Origin of the sequence: Streptomyces sp. NPDC050732 (genome assembly GCF_040654255.1) — a bacterium.
GTDB lineage: Bacteria > Actinomycetota > Actinomycetes > Streptomycetales > Streptomycetaceae > Streptomyces.
Genome location: NZ_JBFAHP010000013.1, coordinates 1 through 16,957, shown reverse-complemented (window position 1 = coordinate 16,957; position 16,957 = coordinate 1). Strand labels below are relative to the sequence as shown.

Here is a 16,957-nt window from a genome sequence, read left to right as displayed (position 1 = left end):
ACGGATGAGGCAGCGGCCCGGAGCAGGCCGGTCACTTGTCCTTGTCGCCGCTGCCGCCGCTGTCGTCCTGACCGGCGCCGGGCCGGTCGCCGCGGTGCCGGCTGCCCGGCAGCATCTCCTGCACCTTGGCCTTGAAGCCCTGCTTGAGCACGGAGCCGCGGTCGCTGTCGCCGTGCAGGATCGCCGAGGCGGCGGCCTCGATCTGGTCAAGGGACGCGTGCGGGGGGATCGGCGGGACGGCCGGGTCCGTGCGGAAGTCGATGACGAAGGGCCGGTCCGCGGCGAGCGCCTGGTCCCAGGCGGCCTCGACCTGCTTGGGCTTCTCCACCCGTACGCCGCCGAGGCCCATGGACCGTGCCATGTCGGCGTAGGGCAGATCGGGAAGGTGCTGCGACTCCTCGAACTGCGGTGCGCCCGACATGGCCCGCATCTCCCAGGTGACCTGGTTGAGGTCGCCGTTGTTCAGGACGGCCACGATCAGGCGCGGGTCGGACCACTCGTGGTGGTACTTCGCGGCGGTGACCATCTCCATCATGCCGTTCATCTGCATGGCGCCGTCGCCGACGATGGCGATCGCCGGGCGGTCCGGGTGCGCGAACTTGGCGCCGATGGCGTAGGGCACGCCCGGCCCCATCGTCGCCAGGGTGCCGGACAGCGAACCGCGCATGGTGCCGCGCAGCCGCAGATGCCGGGCGTACCAGTTGGCGGCGGAGCCGGAGTCGGCGGAGATGATGGCGTCGTCGGGCAGCTTGCCGTCCAGGGCGTGGACCACGTACTCCGGGTTGATGGGGTCGGCGTCCACGGCGGCACGGCGCTGCATGACCTCCCACCACCGCGCGACGTTCTTCTCGACCTTCTCGCGCCAGGCCCGGCTCTCCTTGCGGTGCAGGCGCGGCAGCAGGCGTCGCAGCGTCTCGCGCGCGTCGCCCACGAGGTTCACCTCGAAGGGATAGCGCAGACCGATCATGTGCGGGTCGATGTCGATCTGCACCGCCCGCGCCTGGTCGAACTCGGGCAGGAACTGCGCGTACGGGAAGCTGGAGCCGATCGTCAACAGGGTGTCGCACTCCTGCATCAGCTCGTACGACGGCCTCGTGCCGAGCAGCCCGATCGCACCGGTGACGTAGGGCAGGTCGTCCGGCAGCGCGTCCTTGCCGAGCAGCGCCTTGGCCACGCCCGCGCCGAGCACGTCCGCGAGCCGCTCGACCTCGTCGCGGGCGCCGCGCGCACCCTGCCCGATCAGGACGGCCACCTTCTCGCCGGCGTTCAGGACCTCGGCCGCGCGGGCGATGTCCTCGTCGGCCGGTACGGGCGCGTACCGCCCGAGGCCCAGGCTGGAGGGCACCATCTTGAACGCGTGCGTCGGCGGGGAGTAGTCCAGCTCCTGCACGTCGGCGGGGATGATGACCGCCGTGACCGTGCGCTTGGCGTAGGCGGTGCGCATCGCGCGGTCGATGACGTTGGGCAGCTGCTCGGGCACCGTCACGGTCTCGCAGAAGTCCGACGCGACGTCCTTGTACAGGTTCGCGAGGTCCACTTCCTGCTGATAGGAGCCGCCCATGGCGCTGCGGTTGGTCTGGCCCACCAGCGCCACGACGGGGACGTGGTCGAGCTTCGCGTCGTACAGGCCGTTCAGCAGGTGGATCGCGCCCGGACCCGAGGTGGCGGCACATACGCCGACCTTGCCGGAGAACTTGGCGTACCCCACCGCCTGGAAGGCCGCCATCTCCTCGTGGCGGGCCTGCACGAACTTCGGTTTGTTGTCGGCCCGCCCCCATGCCGCGAGCAGACCGTTGATCCCGTCCCCGGCGTAGGCGAAGACGTGCTCCACGTCCCACTCGCGCAGTCGCTGGAGGATGTAGTCGGAAACCTTCGTGGTGGCCATGGGGAATCTCCGGAGTGGTGTCGTTATGTGCGGTAGTGGCCGCCCTGTACCCCTAACACCGGGTGACATGCGGGAATCCGACGTGACGGCACGGCCCGGGGAACGGATGACACCGAGCCCGCCATGTGGGCCAGCACGGGAGGGCGGGGGCCGGAGAAACCGGTCAGTCGAGCCGCTGGTGGTCGAGGACGTGCTCGGCGGTGCGCAGCAGGGGCTGGTCGTTCCGGAAGGAGTGCGCCCGCAGGCGGGCCAGGGCGTCGTCGGGGCTGAGCCCGTACTTGGCGGCGAGGACGCCGGCGGCCATGTGGACGGTGGGCGGGTAGCCCTGCGGGCCGCTCCGGGTCAGCTGGGTCCGGGTGGTGAGCAGGTGGGGGTGCTCGTACAGGGCGAGGACGGCCAGGATGCCTGCGTAGGCCTCGGCCCGCTCCTGCTGCGCGGGGGTGAACCGGGTGGGGGCGCAGCGGTAGAGGTCCAGGGCGCCGATGGCGAGCGTGCCGATGGCGAGGGGCAGCGCAAGGACGCTACGAGCGCCCTGTTCGCAAGCGGTGGGGGTGTAGGCGGGCCATCGGTCGGCCGCGTGGTGCAGGTCGGGCACTTCGACGGGGGCACGCTGGGTGAAGGCTTCGGTGCACGGTCCCTCCCCGGTGACCAGCTGGGCGTCCTCCACCAGCCGGGCGCGCTCATCGGTGGCCGCGCCCATCAGGCGCAGTTCACCGGCGGTCACGAGGCTGACGCCGGCGAAGTCGGCTCCCAGGTCGTCGGCACAGGCCCGGCAGGCGGTGACGAGCGTGGGGGTGTCGGCGGCGGCGCTGATGCGCTGCCAGGCCGCGGCGTGGTGGTCCTGGTTCACGAGGCGTCCCTACGACGGGTAGGTGCCGGGCAGGCGGCGAAGGGACACATCCTTCCGCCGGGGGCCGGGGCGGATATATGGGGCTGGACGGGTGGGGCCGGGGCGTGCGGTGGAGCGTCCGGTCAGCGGCGTTGGATGGCGGAGGTGTCGAGGGAGCCGTCGATGAGCTGACGGCACAGCTCGGTCAGGGACTGCTGGTGGCTGCGGGCGTGCCGGCGCAGGGCGTCGAACGACTCGTCGAGGCTGGCCTGCCAGCGTTCGGACAGTATTCCCTTGGCCTGCTCGATGACGATGCGGCTCGACAGCGCGGCCCGCAGCTGGGTCCGCTCGACGTTGCCGTGCACGATGGTGCGGTGCTGCAGGATGGCGATGGTCGCCACATCGGCCAGTGCCTGCGCCACCCCCGCGTCACGTCGGCTGAGCTTCTGGTCGCGGGTGTCGAAGAGGTTCAGCGCCCCGACGACCTGCTGCCGCATGCGCATCGGCAGGGCGTGGGTGGTGACGAAGCCGTCCTGGCGGGCGCGCTCCGCGAAGCGCGGGAAGTTCGCTGTCTGCACCGGCGAGGTCAGGGCGATGTTGAGCTGGGCGGTGCCGCTGTGGAAGCACTCCACGCAGGGCCCCTGGTCGCTCTGGATCGAGAAGAGTTCCAGCAGGCGGGTGTGCTCGTCGGACGCGGCGATCAGTTGCAGACCGCCGGTGGGGTCGGCGAGCATGACGCCGACGGCAGAGACGTCGAGCAACTCGTTGCACCGGTCGCACAGCTGGTGCAGGAAGTCGATCAGGTCGAAGTCGTCGACGAGGGTGTCTACGGCCTCGACCATTGCTGCCAGCAGTTGCTCTTCACGTGTCATGGCCCTTCAGTCCCTTCGCCGGCAGGTGTGTCCGGCCCGTTCTCATCATTCTGGAAGCTCAGCCGTCTGGCTACCACGTCTTCGGCGACCTCCACCACGGGCCGCCCGTGCCGGTAGGCGTGGGCGCGCAGCAGGAGGAGAGCCTGGGCCAGGGAGGTCCCGGCCTGCACACTGATCATGCCGCTGGCCTGGTGCACGGCGGCCCGGTAGAAGTCCGAGGCGTCGTCGGCGTCGGCGAAGGAGGTCTGCCGCGGACCGCCGTCGAGGAGGAGGGCGACCAGGGCGTTGGCCACGAGCGAGACGTCCAGCATGGTGGCGTCCGCGATCGGACCGGGCGTCCCGCGCTGCAGGGTCATGGTGCCCAGGCAGGCGGAGCCGAGGGACAGCGGAAAGCAGAAGATCGCGCCGATGCCCAGCGCCGTGGCCTCCGGCAACAGCGCGGGCCAGCGGTCGGCCGGCACGGACGACAGGTCCGGTACGAGGACGGGCGCGACGGAGGCGGTCACGTCGAGCCCCGGTCCCTGACCCAGGGTGAACTGCAGGTCCTCAAGACGGGCGCTGGGGCCCGCGGTGGACCACAGCAGTTCGCTCAGCCCGCTGTCCGTCGTCGCGGAGACGGCGATGCCGTCCACCCGCAGGATCTGTGCGCACAGCTGCGGATCGGCACCGATCAGCCCCGCATCGCCGTAGGAGGGACGCAGGCTGCCCAGTACGGTGGCCAGATCGTCGGTGCCCACAGCTCTTCACCTCCCGATGCGGCCGCCTTGAGGAGCACCCCTGCGGTGCGGGGGCGCGCTCCGGACAGGTTCAGTCTAGGGACAGTCCGGCGGACGCGGGCGCCGGACGCTGTGGCGGGCCCGCAACGGGCGTAGGGTGAAGACACAGCTGCCCGCAGGCGAACGCCGCCCTCCCCCCTGACATTGGCTTCCGATCGGGGCAGCATCGGCGGTGAATGCCGGAGATCGGATGCCAAGATGCCCGCGCACCACGGGGCGGCTCGTCCGCACGATTCCGCATCGAGAATCCGATGACCGCCCCACGGCCGGCGGCCGTGGTCCTCGCCGCCCGGCACACGGGCCACGCCGACCCGGCGGGCCGCATCGGCGCGTCGTGCCGTTCGGCCCTGCACGGCACCTATTCGGTGGGTCTGACGCTGGCGGTCGACGCCGCCCTGGCGCAGCGGGTGTCGCTGTGTGCCGTCGGCCCGCTGGCCGCCCAGGGCGAGGCGCTGCAGATCAACCTCGGAGAGGGGCCGTGCGTACAGGCCCTGAGCCGGCGCGTCCAGGTCCTCGCCGACGACCTCGACGACCCGGAGGTCACCCGCGAGTGGCCGTTCTACGCCCACGACGCCAAGGCCCATCACATCCGCGCGGTCTTCGCCCTGCCCGTCCTCAACGGCAGCGACCCGGCACGGCAGGCCGGTCTCGTCCTCTGCCTCTACCGGCACCGTCCCGGCCCGATCTCCGACGCCGACCTGCACACCGCGCAGGACCACGCCGACGCCGCCGACCTCCTGCTGCTCGCGGCGCCCCTGCCGGGCGAGGACGACCTCGCCACCGCCTGGCTGCTGCCCGTCGACGCGACGGTCCACCAGGCCATCGGCATGATCAGCTACCGCCACTCGCTCACCGGCAGCCAGGCCCTGGCCCTGCTGCGGGCCCACGCCCACGCCCGGCAGATGGACCTGACGGCCCTCGCCCACGCCATCGTCCACGAGGGCCTCACCCTCCCCGACGCACCCCCCTCCGGCCCCACGGACGCCCTCTAGGCCCGGTGGACCCATTAGCAGGTGCCGGGCGGGCGCCGCAGACGATCGACCGAAGTGTCGCGACAGGCGCTTCCCGGCCATTACCGTGAAGCGCCGGCCCAGACCCCGTTGGCGTCCGGTCCCCAGGGACGCACCGCACTCAGCCAAATGAGGGTCATGTCGTCTTCGACGCCCACGACGTCCTGCGTCGAGTCCGTGCACGCGCATGGACGCGACCTCGTGGTCAGCCTGCGGGGGGAGATCGATGTCTCCACCGCGCCCGCCATCACCTCGTACCTCGACACACTGACGACAGCGCACGGCGCCGGGCTGCTGATCGACCTGCGTCAGGTCACGTTCATGGACGGTTCCGGCGTACGGGTGCTGACCCGTGCCCGTGCCAGACAGGGCGGGCGGCTGCGCCTGATCTGCACGCAGTCGATCACCCTCCGGCTGCTCCGCCACCCGAGCCTGCGGCTGCACTTCGAGATCCTGGACCGTCTCCCGCCACCGGCACCCCGGACAGTGGCCTAGAGGCGCAGCAGCCGTTGGGTGATCTCTCGGTACTGCCGCAGTGCGAGCCGGAGTTCGACGGCCTCCGTGCCGGGGTCCTGTTCCTGCCAGTCCGCGCGCAGTGCGCGCCGCAATTCCGCGATGGACTCCGTCAGCAGGGCGGAGGTCTCGTCCAGAGCGGCGTCCGCCTCCTCCAGCGCGTCGCGCGGGGTGTCGGCGAAGGTGTTGATGGCGTGGCCGAGGCGCCGGATGATCCTGTCGCGCTCGTCCGCGGGCAGCAGCGGCCCGGAGCCCGCCGCGGCGGGTTCGGTACGGTCCCGCGGCTGGTCCGCGGGCTGCTGGGCGCGTCTCTGGTCGTACATCATCGGTGCCGCTTCCGTCCGCATGTAGGCGTTGTTCGGTCTTCTCGGCGGGCCCGTTCCTGGCCGGCGTTCCGTAGCGACATGGCTCTGCGCCGTGCAGTCAGTCAACGTCCGGCGGCGGCCCGTGTCAACGCGATACCCGGACCCGGGACAGCAGGTGAATCGTTACTTCTTTCACGTACGGGTGATATGGGGCGTATCGGGTTCGGGGGTTGGGGAGGCACGGAGCGGCTCGCGCCGATCGTCGAGCCGGAGGCAACTCCGTTGACATGAAGGAGAGTTCACATGCGCCGTACCGCCGCCGTCATCCTCGGTGCCGTCGCGTTGCTGGGAGTCCTCGCGGCGCCCGCGAGCGCCGTGCCGGACCCCGTCGCGACCGTCGACTGCCTGGCGCAGGCAGCCGGGGACGTCACGTCGCTCATCGACCCGGCGAGCCCCGGCGTCCCCGCGGAGGTCCCGGGCGCGGCGTGCCTCGCGCCGTGAGCTGAGCGCCCGCCCGCACCCGCACCGCACTTGCGTTTCCCGGGCCGGGGCGCGCAAGTGCGGGTCGGCGCCCGTGACGTGGCGCTCGGGGAGCGGTGCTCGGGGCGTGGCGCGCCCGCGTCCTGGTGTTCGGGGTGCCCGGGCCGTCAGCCCCAGCGGTAGCCGTCGCCGAAGTTCAGGGTGTGCTCCAGCACGTCTTCCAGCGGGTCGTCGATCTGGCCGGTGTTGATCAGCCCGACCCTGGGGCCGTTGTGCGCGTGGTGGTTCTCCTCGTCGGCGTGTGCCGTGCCGGAGCACAGGACGGCCGGCGTGGCCGTCACCGCCGCGACCAGTGCCCAACGGGTCATCTTCCGGGCCCAACTGCCGTTCACTGCGGCCTCCTTGAAACGTGCGCGTCCGGGCCGTCGAGCACGGCCCGTTCGCCCTGTGTAACCCCGGCGCGGGCAGGAAGTCACCGACGATCATACGAACGGGTTGTCGCCCGCTTCTCGGTTCGTCTCCAACCGCCGTACGCAGGAAGGCTGTTGTATGTCGTCTCGGCACGCCGTTGCCATCGCCGCCCTTGCCGTCGCGCTCGTGGGTGGGGTCGCCCTCCCTGGCGCAACCGCCGTCGCCTCACCGGGCGGTGCCGCGGTTTCGGCGAATCCCATTCCGCTGCCCGTCGTCGACACGCTGATCAACGAGGGGGTGTCCGTCGAGGGGCCGCTGATCAACAACATCGTGCTGCCGAACGCGCCGTGACGGGCGTGCTCAGGCGCGGAGCTCAGGCGCGGAGCTCAGGGGGGAAGCCGGTCCAGCGCAGTTCCTCGGGGAGGTGGCGCATGTCGTTGTAGAACACCAGGGCGGCGGGGCGGCCCGGGGCGTAGCGGATGACCGTCAGGGCCGCGTTGCAGTGGTTGAGGCCGAGCCAGCGCGCCGGTGGGGCCTCCAGTGCGGCGCGGACCAGCCAGCCGATCAGGAAGTTGTGGGTGACGAGCAGTTCGTGGCGCGGCTCGTCGCCGGGGACCGGGCCGGTGAAGCGGGCGAGGGCCTCTCGGGCCAGGGAGGGGCCGTCCAGGCGCTCGGCCTCAGGGAACTCGGCCAGGCGTGCCAGCGTCGCGTCGGCCGTCTCGGGCGGCAGTTCGTCGGGGTGCGGGATGTGGGGGAGGTAGTCGCCCGCCGGGGCCGAGGGGTGCAGGGGGACGGCGCCGTTCAGCCGGTCGGCCACCAGGCGGGCCGTCTGTTCGGCGCGGGGGAGCGGGCCGTGGTGGATCGCCGAGAGGGGCACGCTCCGGAGTCGCTCGCCGAGGAGCACCGCCTGTCTGAGGCCGCCCTCCGTCAGCCCGCTCTCGTCCGGCGTGGCCTCGCCGTGCCGGGCGATGTAGAGGTGACGCGTGGTGTAGGGGGCGGTCGAGCGTGATGTGGTCATGGCGCGGCGGTCCCTTTCCGATCTTCGGTGCTGACAGGGGTGACGTGCGCGCAGGGTGACCGGTTCCGGGCGTCCCGGGAACGTCGTACGTAGGGTGGCGGGAGTACGACAGACGAGGAGCGTGACATGACCGCCGCCGAACGGAACGCCTCCGCCCTGCGGGGCCTCGACGCCATCAAGGGGGAGCTCGGCGATCTCTACCGCGATCTGCACGCCCACCCCGAGCTGTCCTTCGAGGAACACCGCACCGCCGCCGAGGTCGCCCGTCGCGCTGCCTCGTACGGGTACGAGGTCACGACCGGCGTCGGCCGCACCGGTGTGGTCGCCGTCCTGGCGAACGGCGAGGGCCCGACCGTCCTGCTGCGCGCCGACTTCGACGCGCTGCCCGTGACGGAGCGCACCGGGCTGCCGTACGCGTCCGTCAACGACGGTGTGATGCACGCCTGCGGCCACGACATGCACGTCACCTGTCTGCTGGGCGCGCTGCGGCTGCTCGCGGACGCCCGCGCCGACTGGTCGGGCAGGATCGTCGGGGTCTTCCAGCCCGCGGAGGAGACCGCGCAGGGCGCGCGGGCGATGGTCGAGGACGGTTTCTACGAGCGGTTCGGCATCCCGGACGTCGTGCTCGGGCAGCACGTCGCGCCGCTCCCCGTCGGCATGATCGGGGCGCATCCGGGGCACGCCTTCGCGGCGACCGACGCCCTGCGCGTGCGGATGTTCGGCAAGGGCGCGCACGGCTCGCGCCCCGAGGCGTCGATCGACCCCGTCGTGATGGCAGCCGCGACCGTGATGCGGCTGCAGACGGTGGTGTCCCGGGAGATCGCGGGCGGCGAGACGGCCGTGGTCACCGTCGGCTCGCTGCAGGCGGGCACGAAGGACAACATCATCCCGGACGAGGCCGAGCTGAAGATCAACATCCGGACGTACACACCCGAGGTCCGCACGCGGGTCCTCGCCGCCGTCGAGCGCATCGTCAAGGGCGAGGCGGTCACGGCGGGGGCGGAGCGGGAGCCCGAGATCACGGAGATCGACGCGTTCCCCGTCCTCGACAACGACGCGGCCGCCGTCGGGAGGACGATGGCGGCCATCGGCGCGGTGCTCGGCGAGGACCGGATCCTCGATCCGGGTCCCGTGACCGGCAGTGAGGACGTCGGGTACTTCGCGACCTGCGCGAATCGCGAAGTCCCGCTCTGCTACTGGCTGTTCGGCGGCGCCGACCCGGCGGAGGTGGCCGCCGCGCGGAAGGCCGGGACCTTCGAGCGCGACATCCCGTCCAACCACTCGCCGTTCTTCGCCCCGCTGGTCGAGCCGACCGTCACCACCGGTGTCACGGCGCTGACGACGGCCGCGCTCGCCTGGCTCGGGGCTCAGCCCTCGTCGCCGCCGTCCTCCAAGTCGCCCTCGGTCTCCAGGTAGGCCTGCCGCAGCGCTTCGAGCACCGCCGGGTCCGGCTTGGCCCACATGCCGCGCGACTCCGCCTCCAGGAGGCGCTCCGCGATGCCGTGCAGGGCCCAGGGGTTGGCCTCCTGGAGGAACTGCCGGTTCGTCGGGTCCAGGACGTACGTCTCGGTGAGCTTGTCGTACATCCAGTCGGCGACGACGCCCGTCGTGGCGTCGTACCCGAACAGGTAGTCCACGGTGGCGGCGAGTTCGAAGGCGCCCTTGTAGCCGTGGCGGCGCATCGCCTCGATCCACTTGGGGTTGACGACACGGGCGCGGAAGACGCGACTCGTCTCCTCCACCAGCGTGCGGGTGCGGACCGTCTCGGGGCGCGTCGAGTCGCCGATGTACGCCTCCGGGGCCGTGCCCCGCAGCGCGCGCACGGTCGCGACCATGCCGCCGTGGTACTGGAAGTAGTCGTCCGAGTCCGCGATGTCGTGCTCGCGGGTGTCGGTGTTCTTCGCGGCCACGGCGATGCGCTTGTACGCGGTCTCCATCTCGGCGCGCGCCGGGCGGCCTTCGAGCCCGCGGCCGTAGGCGTAACCGCCCCACACCGTGTAGACCTCGGCGAGGTCCGCGTCGGTGCGCCAGTCGCGGGAGTCGATGAGCTGGAGCAGACCCGCGCCGTACGTGCCAGGACGCGAGCCGAAGATGCGGGTGGTGGCCCGGCGCTCGTCGCCGTGCTCGGCCAGGTCGGCCTGGGCGTGCGCCCGTACGTAGTTCTGGTCGGCGGGCTCGTCGAGCGAGGCGGCGAGCCGCACCGCGTCGTCGAGCAGGCCGATCGTGTGCGGGAACGCGTCGCGGAAGAAGCCCGAGATGCGCAGCGTCACGTCGATGCGGGGGCGGCCGAGCTCCTCGTACGGGATGGCCTCCAGGCCCGTGACGCGGCGCGACGCGTCGTCCCAGACCGGGCGGACGCCGAGCAGCGCCATGGCCTCGGCGACGTCGTCGCCCGCCGTGCGCATCGCGCTCGTGCCCCACAGGGAGAGGCCGACGGAGGTGGGGTACTCGCCGTTGTCCGTCCTGTACCGCTCGATGAGGGAGTCGGCCAGGGCCTGGCCCGTCTCCCACGCGAGGCGGGACGGGACGGCCTTCGGGTCGACCGAGTAGAAGTTGCGGCCGGTCGGCAGGACGTTGACCAGGCCGCGCAGCGGGGAGCCCGAGGGGCCCGCGGGGACGAAGCCGCCGTTCAGGGCGTGCACGGAGTGGTCGAGCTCGGCGGTGGTGGCCGCGAGGCGCGGGACCACCTCGCGGGCCGCGAACTCCAGGACGGCGGCGACCTGCTCACCCTGGTCGCGGGGGACGGCGGCGAGGTCCCAGTCCGCGTCGTCCATCGCCTGGACCAGCGCGCGGGCCTTGTCCTCGGCCGCGTCGGCGGTGGTGCGCGTCGCCGCGGACTCGTCGAGACCGAGGGCCTCGCGCAGACCGGGCAGGGCGGTCGTGCCGCCCCAGATCTGGCGGGCCCGCAGGATCGCGAGGACGAGGTTGACGCGGGCGGCGCCCGCCGGGGCGGTACCGAGCACGTGCAGACCGTCACGGATCTGCATGTCCTTGATCTCGCAGAGCCAGCCGTCGACGTGCAGCAGGAAGTCGTCGAAGCCGTCGTCGTCCGGACGGTCCTCAAGACCCAGGTCGTGGTCGAGCTTCGCGGCCTGGATGAGCGTCCAGATCTGCGCGCGGATCGCCGGCAGCTTCGCCGGGTCCATCGAGCTGATCTGCGCGTACTCGTCGAGGAGCTGTTCCAGGCGCGCGATGTCGCCGTAGGAGTCGGCGCGGTCCATCGGCGGGACCAGGTGGTCGATGAGCGTGGCGTGCACGCGGCGCTTGGCCTGCGTGCCCTCGCCCGGGTCGTTGACCAGGAAGGGGTAGATCAGCGGCAGGTCGCCGAGCGCGGCGTCCGGGCCGCAGGCGGCGGAGAGGCCCGCGTTCTTGCCGGGCAGCCACTCCAGGTTGCCGTGCTTGCCGAGGTGGATCATCGCGTCGGCGCCGAAGCCGCCGTCCGCCGCGGACGCCGCGATCCAGCGGTACGCCGCCAGGTAGTGGTGCGAAGGCGGCAGGTCCGGGTCGTGGTAGATCGCGATGGGGTTCTCGCCGAAGCCGCGCGGCGGCTGGATGAGGATGAGGAGGTTCCCGCGGCGCAGCGCGGCGAGCACGATGTCGCCCTCCGGGTCACCGCCGTTGCCCACGCGCGAGCGGTCCAGGAACATCTCGCCGGGCGGCGGCCCCCAGTGCTGCTCGACGGAGTCGCGCAGCTCCTGCGGGAGCGTCGCGTACCACCGCTTGTAGTCGGCGGCCGGGATGCGCACCGGGTTGGCGGCGAGCTGCTCCTCGGTGAGCCACTCCTGGTCGTGGCCGCCCGCGTCGATGAGCGCGCGGATCAGCTCATCGCCGTCACCGGAGACGAGACCCGGGATCTCGGCCTCGGGCCCGAAGTCGTAGCCCTCGGCGATGAGCCTGCGAAGCAGCGCGACGGCGGACGCGGGGGTGTCCAGACCCACCGCGTTGCCGATGCGGGAGTGCTTGGTGGGGTACGCGGAGAGGACCAGCGCGAGGCGCTTGTCGGCGGCCGGGATGTGCTTCAGACGCGCGTGCCGTACGGCGATGCCGGCGACCCGGGCCGCCCGCTCGGCGTCGGCCACGTACGCGGGAAGCCCGTCCTCGTCGATCTCCTTGAAGGAGAAGGGAACCGTGATGAGGCGCCCGTCGAACTCCGGCACCGCGATCTGGCTCGCGGCGTCCAGCGGCGAGACGCCCTCGTCGTTCTCCTCCCACGCCGAGCGCGACCCGGTCAGGCAGAGCGCCTGGAGGATCGGCACGTCGAGGCCGGTCAGCGCGCCCGCGTCCCACGACTCGTCGTCGCCGCCGGCCGAGGCCTCGGCGGGCTTGGTGCCGCCCGCCGCGAGGACGGTCGTCACGATGGCGTCGGCGGCGCGCAGCTCGTCGATCAGCTCGGGCTCCGGGGCGCGCAGCGACGCCACGTACAGCGGCATCGGGCGGGCGCCCGCGTCCTCGATCGCACCGCACAGCGCGTCCACGAAGGCGGTGTTGCCGCTCATGTGGTGGGCGCGGTAGTAGAGCACCGCGACGGTCGGGCCCTCGACACCGGCGCGGGCGGTGCGCTCCAGCGGGCCCCAGGAGGGGGCGGCGGCGGGCGGCTCGAAGCCGTGGCCGGTGAGCAGCACGGTGTCGGAGAGGAAGCGGGCCAGCTGCTCCAGGTTGGCGGGGCCGCCGTGCGCCAGATAGGCGTGCGCCTCGGCGGCGATGCCGATCGGCACGGTCGACGAGGCCATCAGCTGGGCGTCGGGTGCCTGTTCACCGGTGAGCACGACGACCGGGAGGCCGGTGGCGATGAGCTGGTCCAGGCCGTCCTGCCAGGCGCGGACGCCGCCGAGGAGGCGTACGACGACGAGGTCGACGCCGTCGAGCAGGGCGGGCAGCCCGTCGAGGTCGAGGCGGGACGGGTTGGCGAACCGGTAGTCGACCGGGCCTCCCGCCGCACGGGCGCTGAGCAGGTCGGTGTCGGAGGTCGACAACAGCAGAAGCATGCGGGCGCAGGCCTTCCTCGGGGTGTCCGCGCCCCGGGTGGTCGTATGGACGGCAGGAGTTCCTGGCTCACCCCACGCGGGTGGGGCTCACAGTGGCGGGACCGCGCCGGATTCGCACCGGGCTTCCTCCCTCGGGTCCTGGTGGACCCACGCCGTCGCTGGCGTCGACGGACTTGGTAGCCCGCCGCCTGCATAGTAAGTCCTGGCCGCCGCCGATGGGGCGGCCACCTGCCAGGACGGTCCGTCTCGGGAGGCGACCGGCCGGATCCGCGTGGGTATGCTCGCCGCCATGCCGCCCACCCGAGCACCATCCCCAGACCAGGGCGAATCCCTCATACGCGACCGGGGCGACGCCTGCCCCGGAGCCCTCCGACTGCACCTCGCGGACGACGGGCGCCTCGCCCGACTCCGGCTGCCCGGCGGCCTTTTGACGGGCCGTCAGGCCGAGGTGCTCGGGGTCGCGGCGGAGCGTCTCGCGGACGGGAACCTCAGCGTCACCTCGCGCGGCAACATCGAGCTGCGCGGCCTCGGCGACGCGTGCGGCGACGCACTCTCCCGGCTGCTCGCGGAGGCCGGCCTGCTGCCCTCCGAGCGGCACGAGCGGGTGCGGAACGTGGTGGCGTCCCCGCTCGCAGGAACCGACGGACTCGGCCACGCCGACGTGCAGTTGTGGGCCCGTGACCTGGACCGGCTCCTGTGCGCCGAAGAGTGGACGACAGCGCTCTCCGGCCGCTTCCTGTTCGCCCTCGACGACGGCCGCGGGGACGTGGCCGGGCCCGGCGGCGATGTGACCTTGGTCGCAGAATCGGGCGGGACCGCGGTCGTACGCCTCGGGGGGCACGCCCTCCGGGTCGCCGGGGCCGACGTCCCGCGCGCCGCGCTCGCCGCCGCCGGGGCCTTCCTCGACGCCGCGCGCGAGGCGGGCAACGGCGCCTGGCGCGTGCGCGAACTGCCCCCCGGGCAGGCCGTGGACCTGGCCGGCGCGCTGGCCCGGGCCGACGTCGCCGCCACGCCCGCCGACGTCCCGCGGCCGCCGGTCACCGCGCCACCCGCCCCGGGCGTCGTCGGCCGCGCGGTGGTGGTCCACGCGCCCCTCGGCCGCGTGAGCGCCGCCCAGTGGCGGGCCCTCCTCCCGCTCCCCGCCGACGAGCTGCGGGTCACGCCCTGGCGCGGCTTCGTGCTCCCCGGCTTCGCCGACGGCGCCGCCGCCCGCGCACGGCTGGCCGCGCTGGCCGACGCCGGATACGTCACCGCGCCCGACTCGCCCTGGCTGGGCGTCGGCGCCTGCACCGGCCGCCCGGGCTGCGCCAAGTCCCTCGCCGACGTCCGCGCCGACGCCGTGCCGGGCACCGGCGGACTCCCCGTCCACTGGTCCGGCTGCGAGCGGCGCTGCGGGCACCCGCACGGCGACTGGGTCGACGTCCTCGCCACCGGGGACGACCGCTACGAGGTGACGGTGCGCACCGGCGGCTCGACCGTGCCCGTAACGGGCGGCACCTTGACCGAGACGGTCACCACGGCACGTAACACCATGAAAACGACGGCCACGAGATGAGCGAGAGCACAGTGTTCGACTACGAGAAGGACGGCGCGGCGATCTACCGCGAGTCCTTTGCCACCATCCGCGCGGAGGCGGACCTCCACGGCCTGCCCGCCGACGTCAGCCAGGTCGCGGTCCGGATGATCCACGCCTGCGGGATGGTCGATCTCGTGAAGGATCTCGCCTACAGCCCGCGGGTGATCGCCGACGCCCGCAAGGCGCTGCGCGACGGCGCGCCGATCCTCTGCGACGCGAACATGGTCGCGAGCGGCGTCACCCGCAAGCGGCTGCCCGCCGACAACGACGTGATCTGCACCCTCGCCGACCCGTCGGTGCCGGACCTCGCCGCCGAGCTCGGCACCACCCGCAGCGCCGCCGCCATGGAACTCTGGCGCGACCGCCTCGAAGGCTCCGTCGTCGCCATCGGCAACGCGCCCACCGCCCTCTTCCGCCTCCTGGAGATGATCGAGGAAGGCGCGCCGCGCCCGGCCGCCGTCCTCGGCATCCCGGTCGGCTTCGTCGGCGCCGCCGAGTCCAAGGACGCGCTGGCCGAGCACTCCTCCGGCCTGGAGTACCTGGTCGTACGGGGGCGTCGCGGCGGCAGCGCGATGGCCGCGGCGGCGATCAACGCGATTGCGAGCGAGGCGGAGTGAACACCGAGACCACTGCCCCGGGGAAGCTGTACGGTGTCGGGCTCGGGCCCGGCGACCCCTCCCTGATGACCGTGCGCGCCGTCGAGGTCATCGCGTCCGCCGACGTGGTCGCGTACCACTCGGCCCGGCACGGCCGCTCCATCGCCCGCTCCATCGCGGCGAAGCACCTCACGGCCGACCACATCGAGGAGCCGCTGGTCTACCCCGTCACGACGGAGACCACCGACCACCCCGGCGGCTACCGCGGCGCCCTCGACGAGTTCTACGAGGAGGCCGCGGCCCGCCTCGCCGTCCACCTCGACGCGGGCCGCACCGTCGCCGTCCTCGCCGAGGGCGACCCGCTCTTCTACGGCTCCTACCAGCACATGCACAAGCGCCTCGCGCACCGCTACCCGACCGAGGTGATCCCCGGCGTCACCTCGGTGAGCGCGGCGGCGGCCCGGCTCGGCGAGCCCCTCGTGGAGGCCGAGGAGATCCTCACGATCCTGCCGGGCACGCTCCCCGAGGAGGAGCTGGCCGCGCGCCTCGCGGCGACGGACTCGGCGGTCGTCATGAAGCTCGGCCGTACGTTCGGGAAGGTGCGCGGCGCCCTGGAGGGCGCGGGCCGCCTCGACGAGGCCCGCTACGTCGAGCGCGCCACCATGGAGGGCGAGCGCACCGGCCGCCTCGCCGACGTGGACCCCGACTCGGTGCCGTACTTCTCCGTGGCGGTGCTGCCGAGCCGGGTGGCGCCGCTGACCGGCGGGCCCGCGCCGGAACCGCCCGCGGAGCAGCGCGGCGAGGTCGTCGTGGTCGGCACCGGCCCCGCGGGGCCGCTCTGGCTGACCCCCGAGACGCGCGGCGCGCTCGCCGCCGCCGACGACCTCGTCGGCTACACCACGTACGTCGACCGCGTGCCGCACCGCCCCGGACAACGGCGGCACGGCTCCGACAACCGCGTCGAGTCGGAACGCGCCGAGTTCGCCCTGGAACTGGCGCGCCGCGGACGCCGCGTGGCCGTCGTGTCGGGCGGCGACCCCGGCGTCTTCGCGATGGCCACGGCGGTCCTGGAGGCGGCCTCGCAGGACGCGTACGCGGACGTTCCCGTACGGGTGCTGCCCGGTGTGACGGCGGCGAACGCGGCGGCGGCCCGGGCCGGGGCCCCGCTCGGCCACGACTACGCCACGATCTCCCTCTCCGACCGGCTCAAGCCCTGGGAGGTCATCGCGGAGCGCCTTGCCGCGGCGGCCGCCGCGGATCTCGTCCTCGCGCTCTACAACCCGGGCTCGCGCAGCCGCACCTGGCAGGTCGGCAAGGCACGTGAGCTGCTCCTGGAGCACCGGGCGCCGGACACGCCGGTCGTCCTCGGGCGGGATGTCGGCGGGCCCGAGGAGAGCGTGCGGGTGGTGCGGCTGGGTGATCTAGACCCCGCCGAGGTCGACATGCGGACGCTGCTGATCGTCGGCTCCTCGCAGACGCGGGTGTCGCGGCGGCGCGGGGGCGCGGAGCAGATCGTCTGGACACCGCGGAGGTATCCCCCCGAGGGGTGACGCTCTTGTGTGTCACCTGCGGGTGCGTGGGGGCTGACCGCGCAGTTCCCCGCGCCCCTTACGGGGCGCGGCCCGGTTTTTTAGGGGGGCGGGGGACGGGGCGACCGGGCACGACCGACCCCCACCACCACCCGCCCCGGCCAGGGCCCCC

Annotated in this window: 16 protein-coding genes and 1 riboswitch; of the genes, 8 read left to right on the top strand and 8 right to left on the bottom strand. The window is 73.0% G+C overall.

Annotated features, from left to right (window positions below; translation table 11 throughout):
- Positions 1–31: 31 nt before the first annotated feature.
- From AB0H82_RS14030 to AB0H82_RS14015, 4 genes are all read right to left on the bottom strand, one after another.
- Entirely contained in the window at positions 32–1,885 is a 1,854-nt protein-coding gene (locus tag AB0H82_RS14030) for a thiamine pyrophosphate-requiring protein (protein ID WP_362992251.1), read from the bottom strand.
- Between the two features lie 163 nt (positions 1,886–2,048).
- Complete coding sequence (locus AB0H82_RS14025) at positions 2,049–2,735, bottom strand: GAF and ANTAR domain-containing protein (protein ID WP_362992249.1); 687 nt, start codon at positions 2,733–2,735, stop codon at positions 2,049–2,051.
- 122 nt (positions 2,736–2,857) lie between these two features.
- On the bottom strand, positions 2,858–3,586 hold the full coding sequence (locus AB0H82_RS14020) for a GAF and ANTAR domain-containing protein (protein WP_362992248.1): 729 nt from the start codon (positions 3,584–3,586) through the stop codon (positions 2,858–2,860).
- On the bottom strand, positions 3,583–4,323 hold the full coding sequence (locus AB0H82_RS14015) for an ANTAR domain-containing protein (protein ID WP_362992246.1): 741 nt from the start codon (positions 4,321–4,323) through the stop codon (positions 3,583–3,585). Before AB0H82_RS14015 ends, AB0H82_RS14020 begins: the two co-directional genes overlap by 4 nt.
- Positions 4,324–4,613: 290 nt before the next feature.
- On the opposite strand from AB0H82_RS14015, the gene AB0H82_RS14010 reads away from it, so the two are divergent.
- Entirely contained in the window at positions 4,614–5,354 is a 741-nt protein-coding gene (locus AB0H82_RS14010; RefSeq protein WP_362992244.1) for a GAF and ANTAR domain-containing protein, read from the top strand.
- Positions 5,355–5,510: 156 nt separating this feature from the next.
- Positions 5,511–5,867: an STAS domain-containing protein gene (locus AB0H82_RS14005; RefSeq protein ID WP_362992242.1), complete on the top strand. Its 357-nt coding sequence runs from the start codon at positions 5,511–5,513 to the stop codon at positions 5,865–5,867.
- On the opposite strand, the gene AB0H82_RS14000 is transcribed toward AB0H82_RS14005, so the two are convergent.
- Complete coding sequence (locus AB0H82_RS14000) at positions 5,864–6,232, bottom strand: hypothetical protein (protein ID WP_362992240.1); 369 nt, start codon at positions 6,230–6,232, stop codon at positions 5,864–5,866. The two genes, AB0H82_RS14005 and AB0H82_RS14000, sit on opposite strands and share 4 nt — an antisense overlap.
- A gap of 261 nt (positions 6,233–6,493) precedes the next feature.
- Between AB0H82_RS14000 and AB0H82_RS13995 the strand changes: the two genes are divergently transcribed.
- Positions 6,494–6,691: a hypothetical protein gene (locus AB0H82_RS13995; protein WP_362992239.1), complete on the top strand. Its 198-nt coding sequence runs from the start codon at positions 6,494–6,496 to the stop codon at positions 6,689–6,691.
- 146 nt (positions 6,692–6,837) lie between these two features.
- Here AB0H82_RS13995 and AB0H82_RS13990 read toward each other — a convergent pair whose 3' ends face one another.
- A complete protein-coding gene (locus AB0H82_RS13990) occupies positions 6,838–7,038 on the bottom strand; it encodes a hypothetical protein (RefSeq protein ID WP_362992516.1) in 201 nt (66 codons plus the stop codon).
- Positions 7,039–7,219: 181 nt separating this feature from the next.
- On the opposite strand from AB0H82_RS13990, the gene AB0H82_RS13985 reads away from it, so the two are divergent.
- Positions 7,220–7,432, top strand: a complete 213-nt coding sequence (locus tag AB0H82_RS13985) for a hypothetical protein (RefSeq protein WP_362992237.1) — start codon at positions 7,220–7,222, stop codon at positions 7,430–7,432.
- A 22-nt stretch (positions 7,433–7,454) separates the two neighbouring features.
- Here the strand turns inward: AB0H82_RS13985 and AB0H82_RS13980 are convergent, their stop codons facing one another.
- Positions 7,455–8,099 carry a histidine phosphatase family protein gene (locus AB0H82_RS13980; RefSeq protein WP_362992235.1) on the bottom strand — a complete coding sequence of 215 codons (645 nt, stop codon included), beginning with the start codon at positions 8,097–8,099 and terminating at the stop codon, positions 7,455–7,457.
- Between the two features lie 126 nt (positions 8,100–8,225).
- Here AB0H82_RS13980 and AB0H82_RS13975 point away from each other — a divergent pair, with 126 nt between their 5' ends.
- The gene (locus AB0H82_RS13975; RefSeq protein WP_362992233.1) at positions 8,226–9,515 is read left to right on the top strand and encodes an amidohydrolase; all 1,290 of its coding nucleotides are present in this window, start codon (positions 8,226–8,228) and stop codon (positions 9,513–9,515) included.
- Here the strand turns inward: AB0H82_RS13975 and cobN are convergent.
- Positions 9,467–13,084, bottom strand: a complete 3,618-nt coding sequence (gene cobN, locus AB0H82_RS13970; RefSeq protein WP_362992231.1) for a cobaltochelatase subunit CobN — start codon at positions 13,082–13,084, stop codon at positions 9,467–9,469. The genes AB0H82_RS13975 and cobN overlap by 49 nt on opposite strands.
- 33 nt (positions 13,085–13,117) lie before the next feature.
- Positions 13,118–13,256, bottom strand: a riboswitch (cobalamin riboswitch).
- A gap of 105 nt (positions 13,257–13,361) precedes the next feature.
- On the opposite strand from cobN, the gene AB0H82_RS13965 reads away from it, so the two are divergent.
- From AB0H82_RS13965 to AB0H82_RS13955, 3 genes are read left to right on the top strand one after another with little or no spacing between them, the layout of a single operon-like run.
- Positions 13,362–14,639 (top strand): cobalamin biosynthesis protein CobG, encoded by a 1,278-nt coding sequence (locus AB0H82_RS13965; RefSeq protein ID WP_362992514.1) that lies wholly within the window; start codon positions 13,362–13,364, stop codon positions 14,637–14,639.
- 11 nt (positions 14,640–14,650) lie between these two features.
- The gene (locus tag AB0H82_RS13960) at positions 14,651–15,277 is read left to right on the top strand and encodes a precorrin-8X methylmutase (protein ID WP_362992512.1); all 627 of its coding nucleotides are present in this window, start codon (positions 14,651–14,653) and stop codon (positions 15,275–15,277) included.
- The gene (locus AB0H82_RS13955; RefSeq protein ID WP_362992229.1) at positions 15,274–16,806 is read left to right on the top strand and encodes a precorrin-2 C(20)-methyltransferase; all 1,533 of its coding nucleotides are present in this window, start codon (positions 15,274–15,276) and stop codon (positions 16,804–16,806) included. Before AB0H82_RS13960 ends, AB0H82_RS13955 begins: the two co-directional genes overlap by 4 nt.
- Positions 16,807–16,957: the final 151 nt, after the last annotated feature.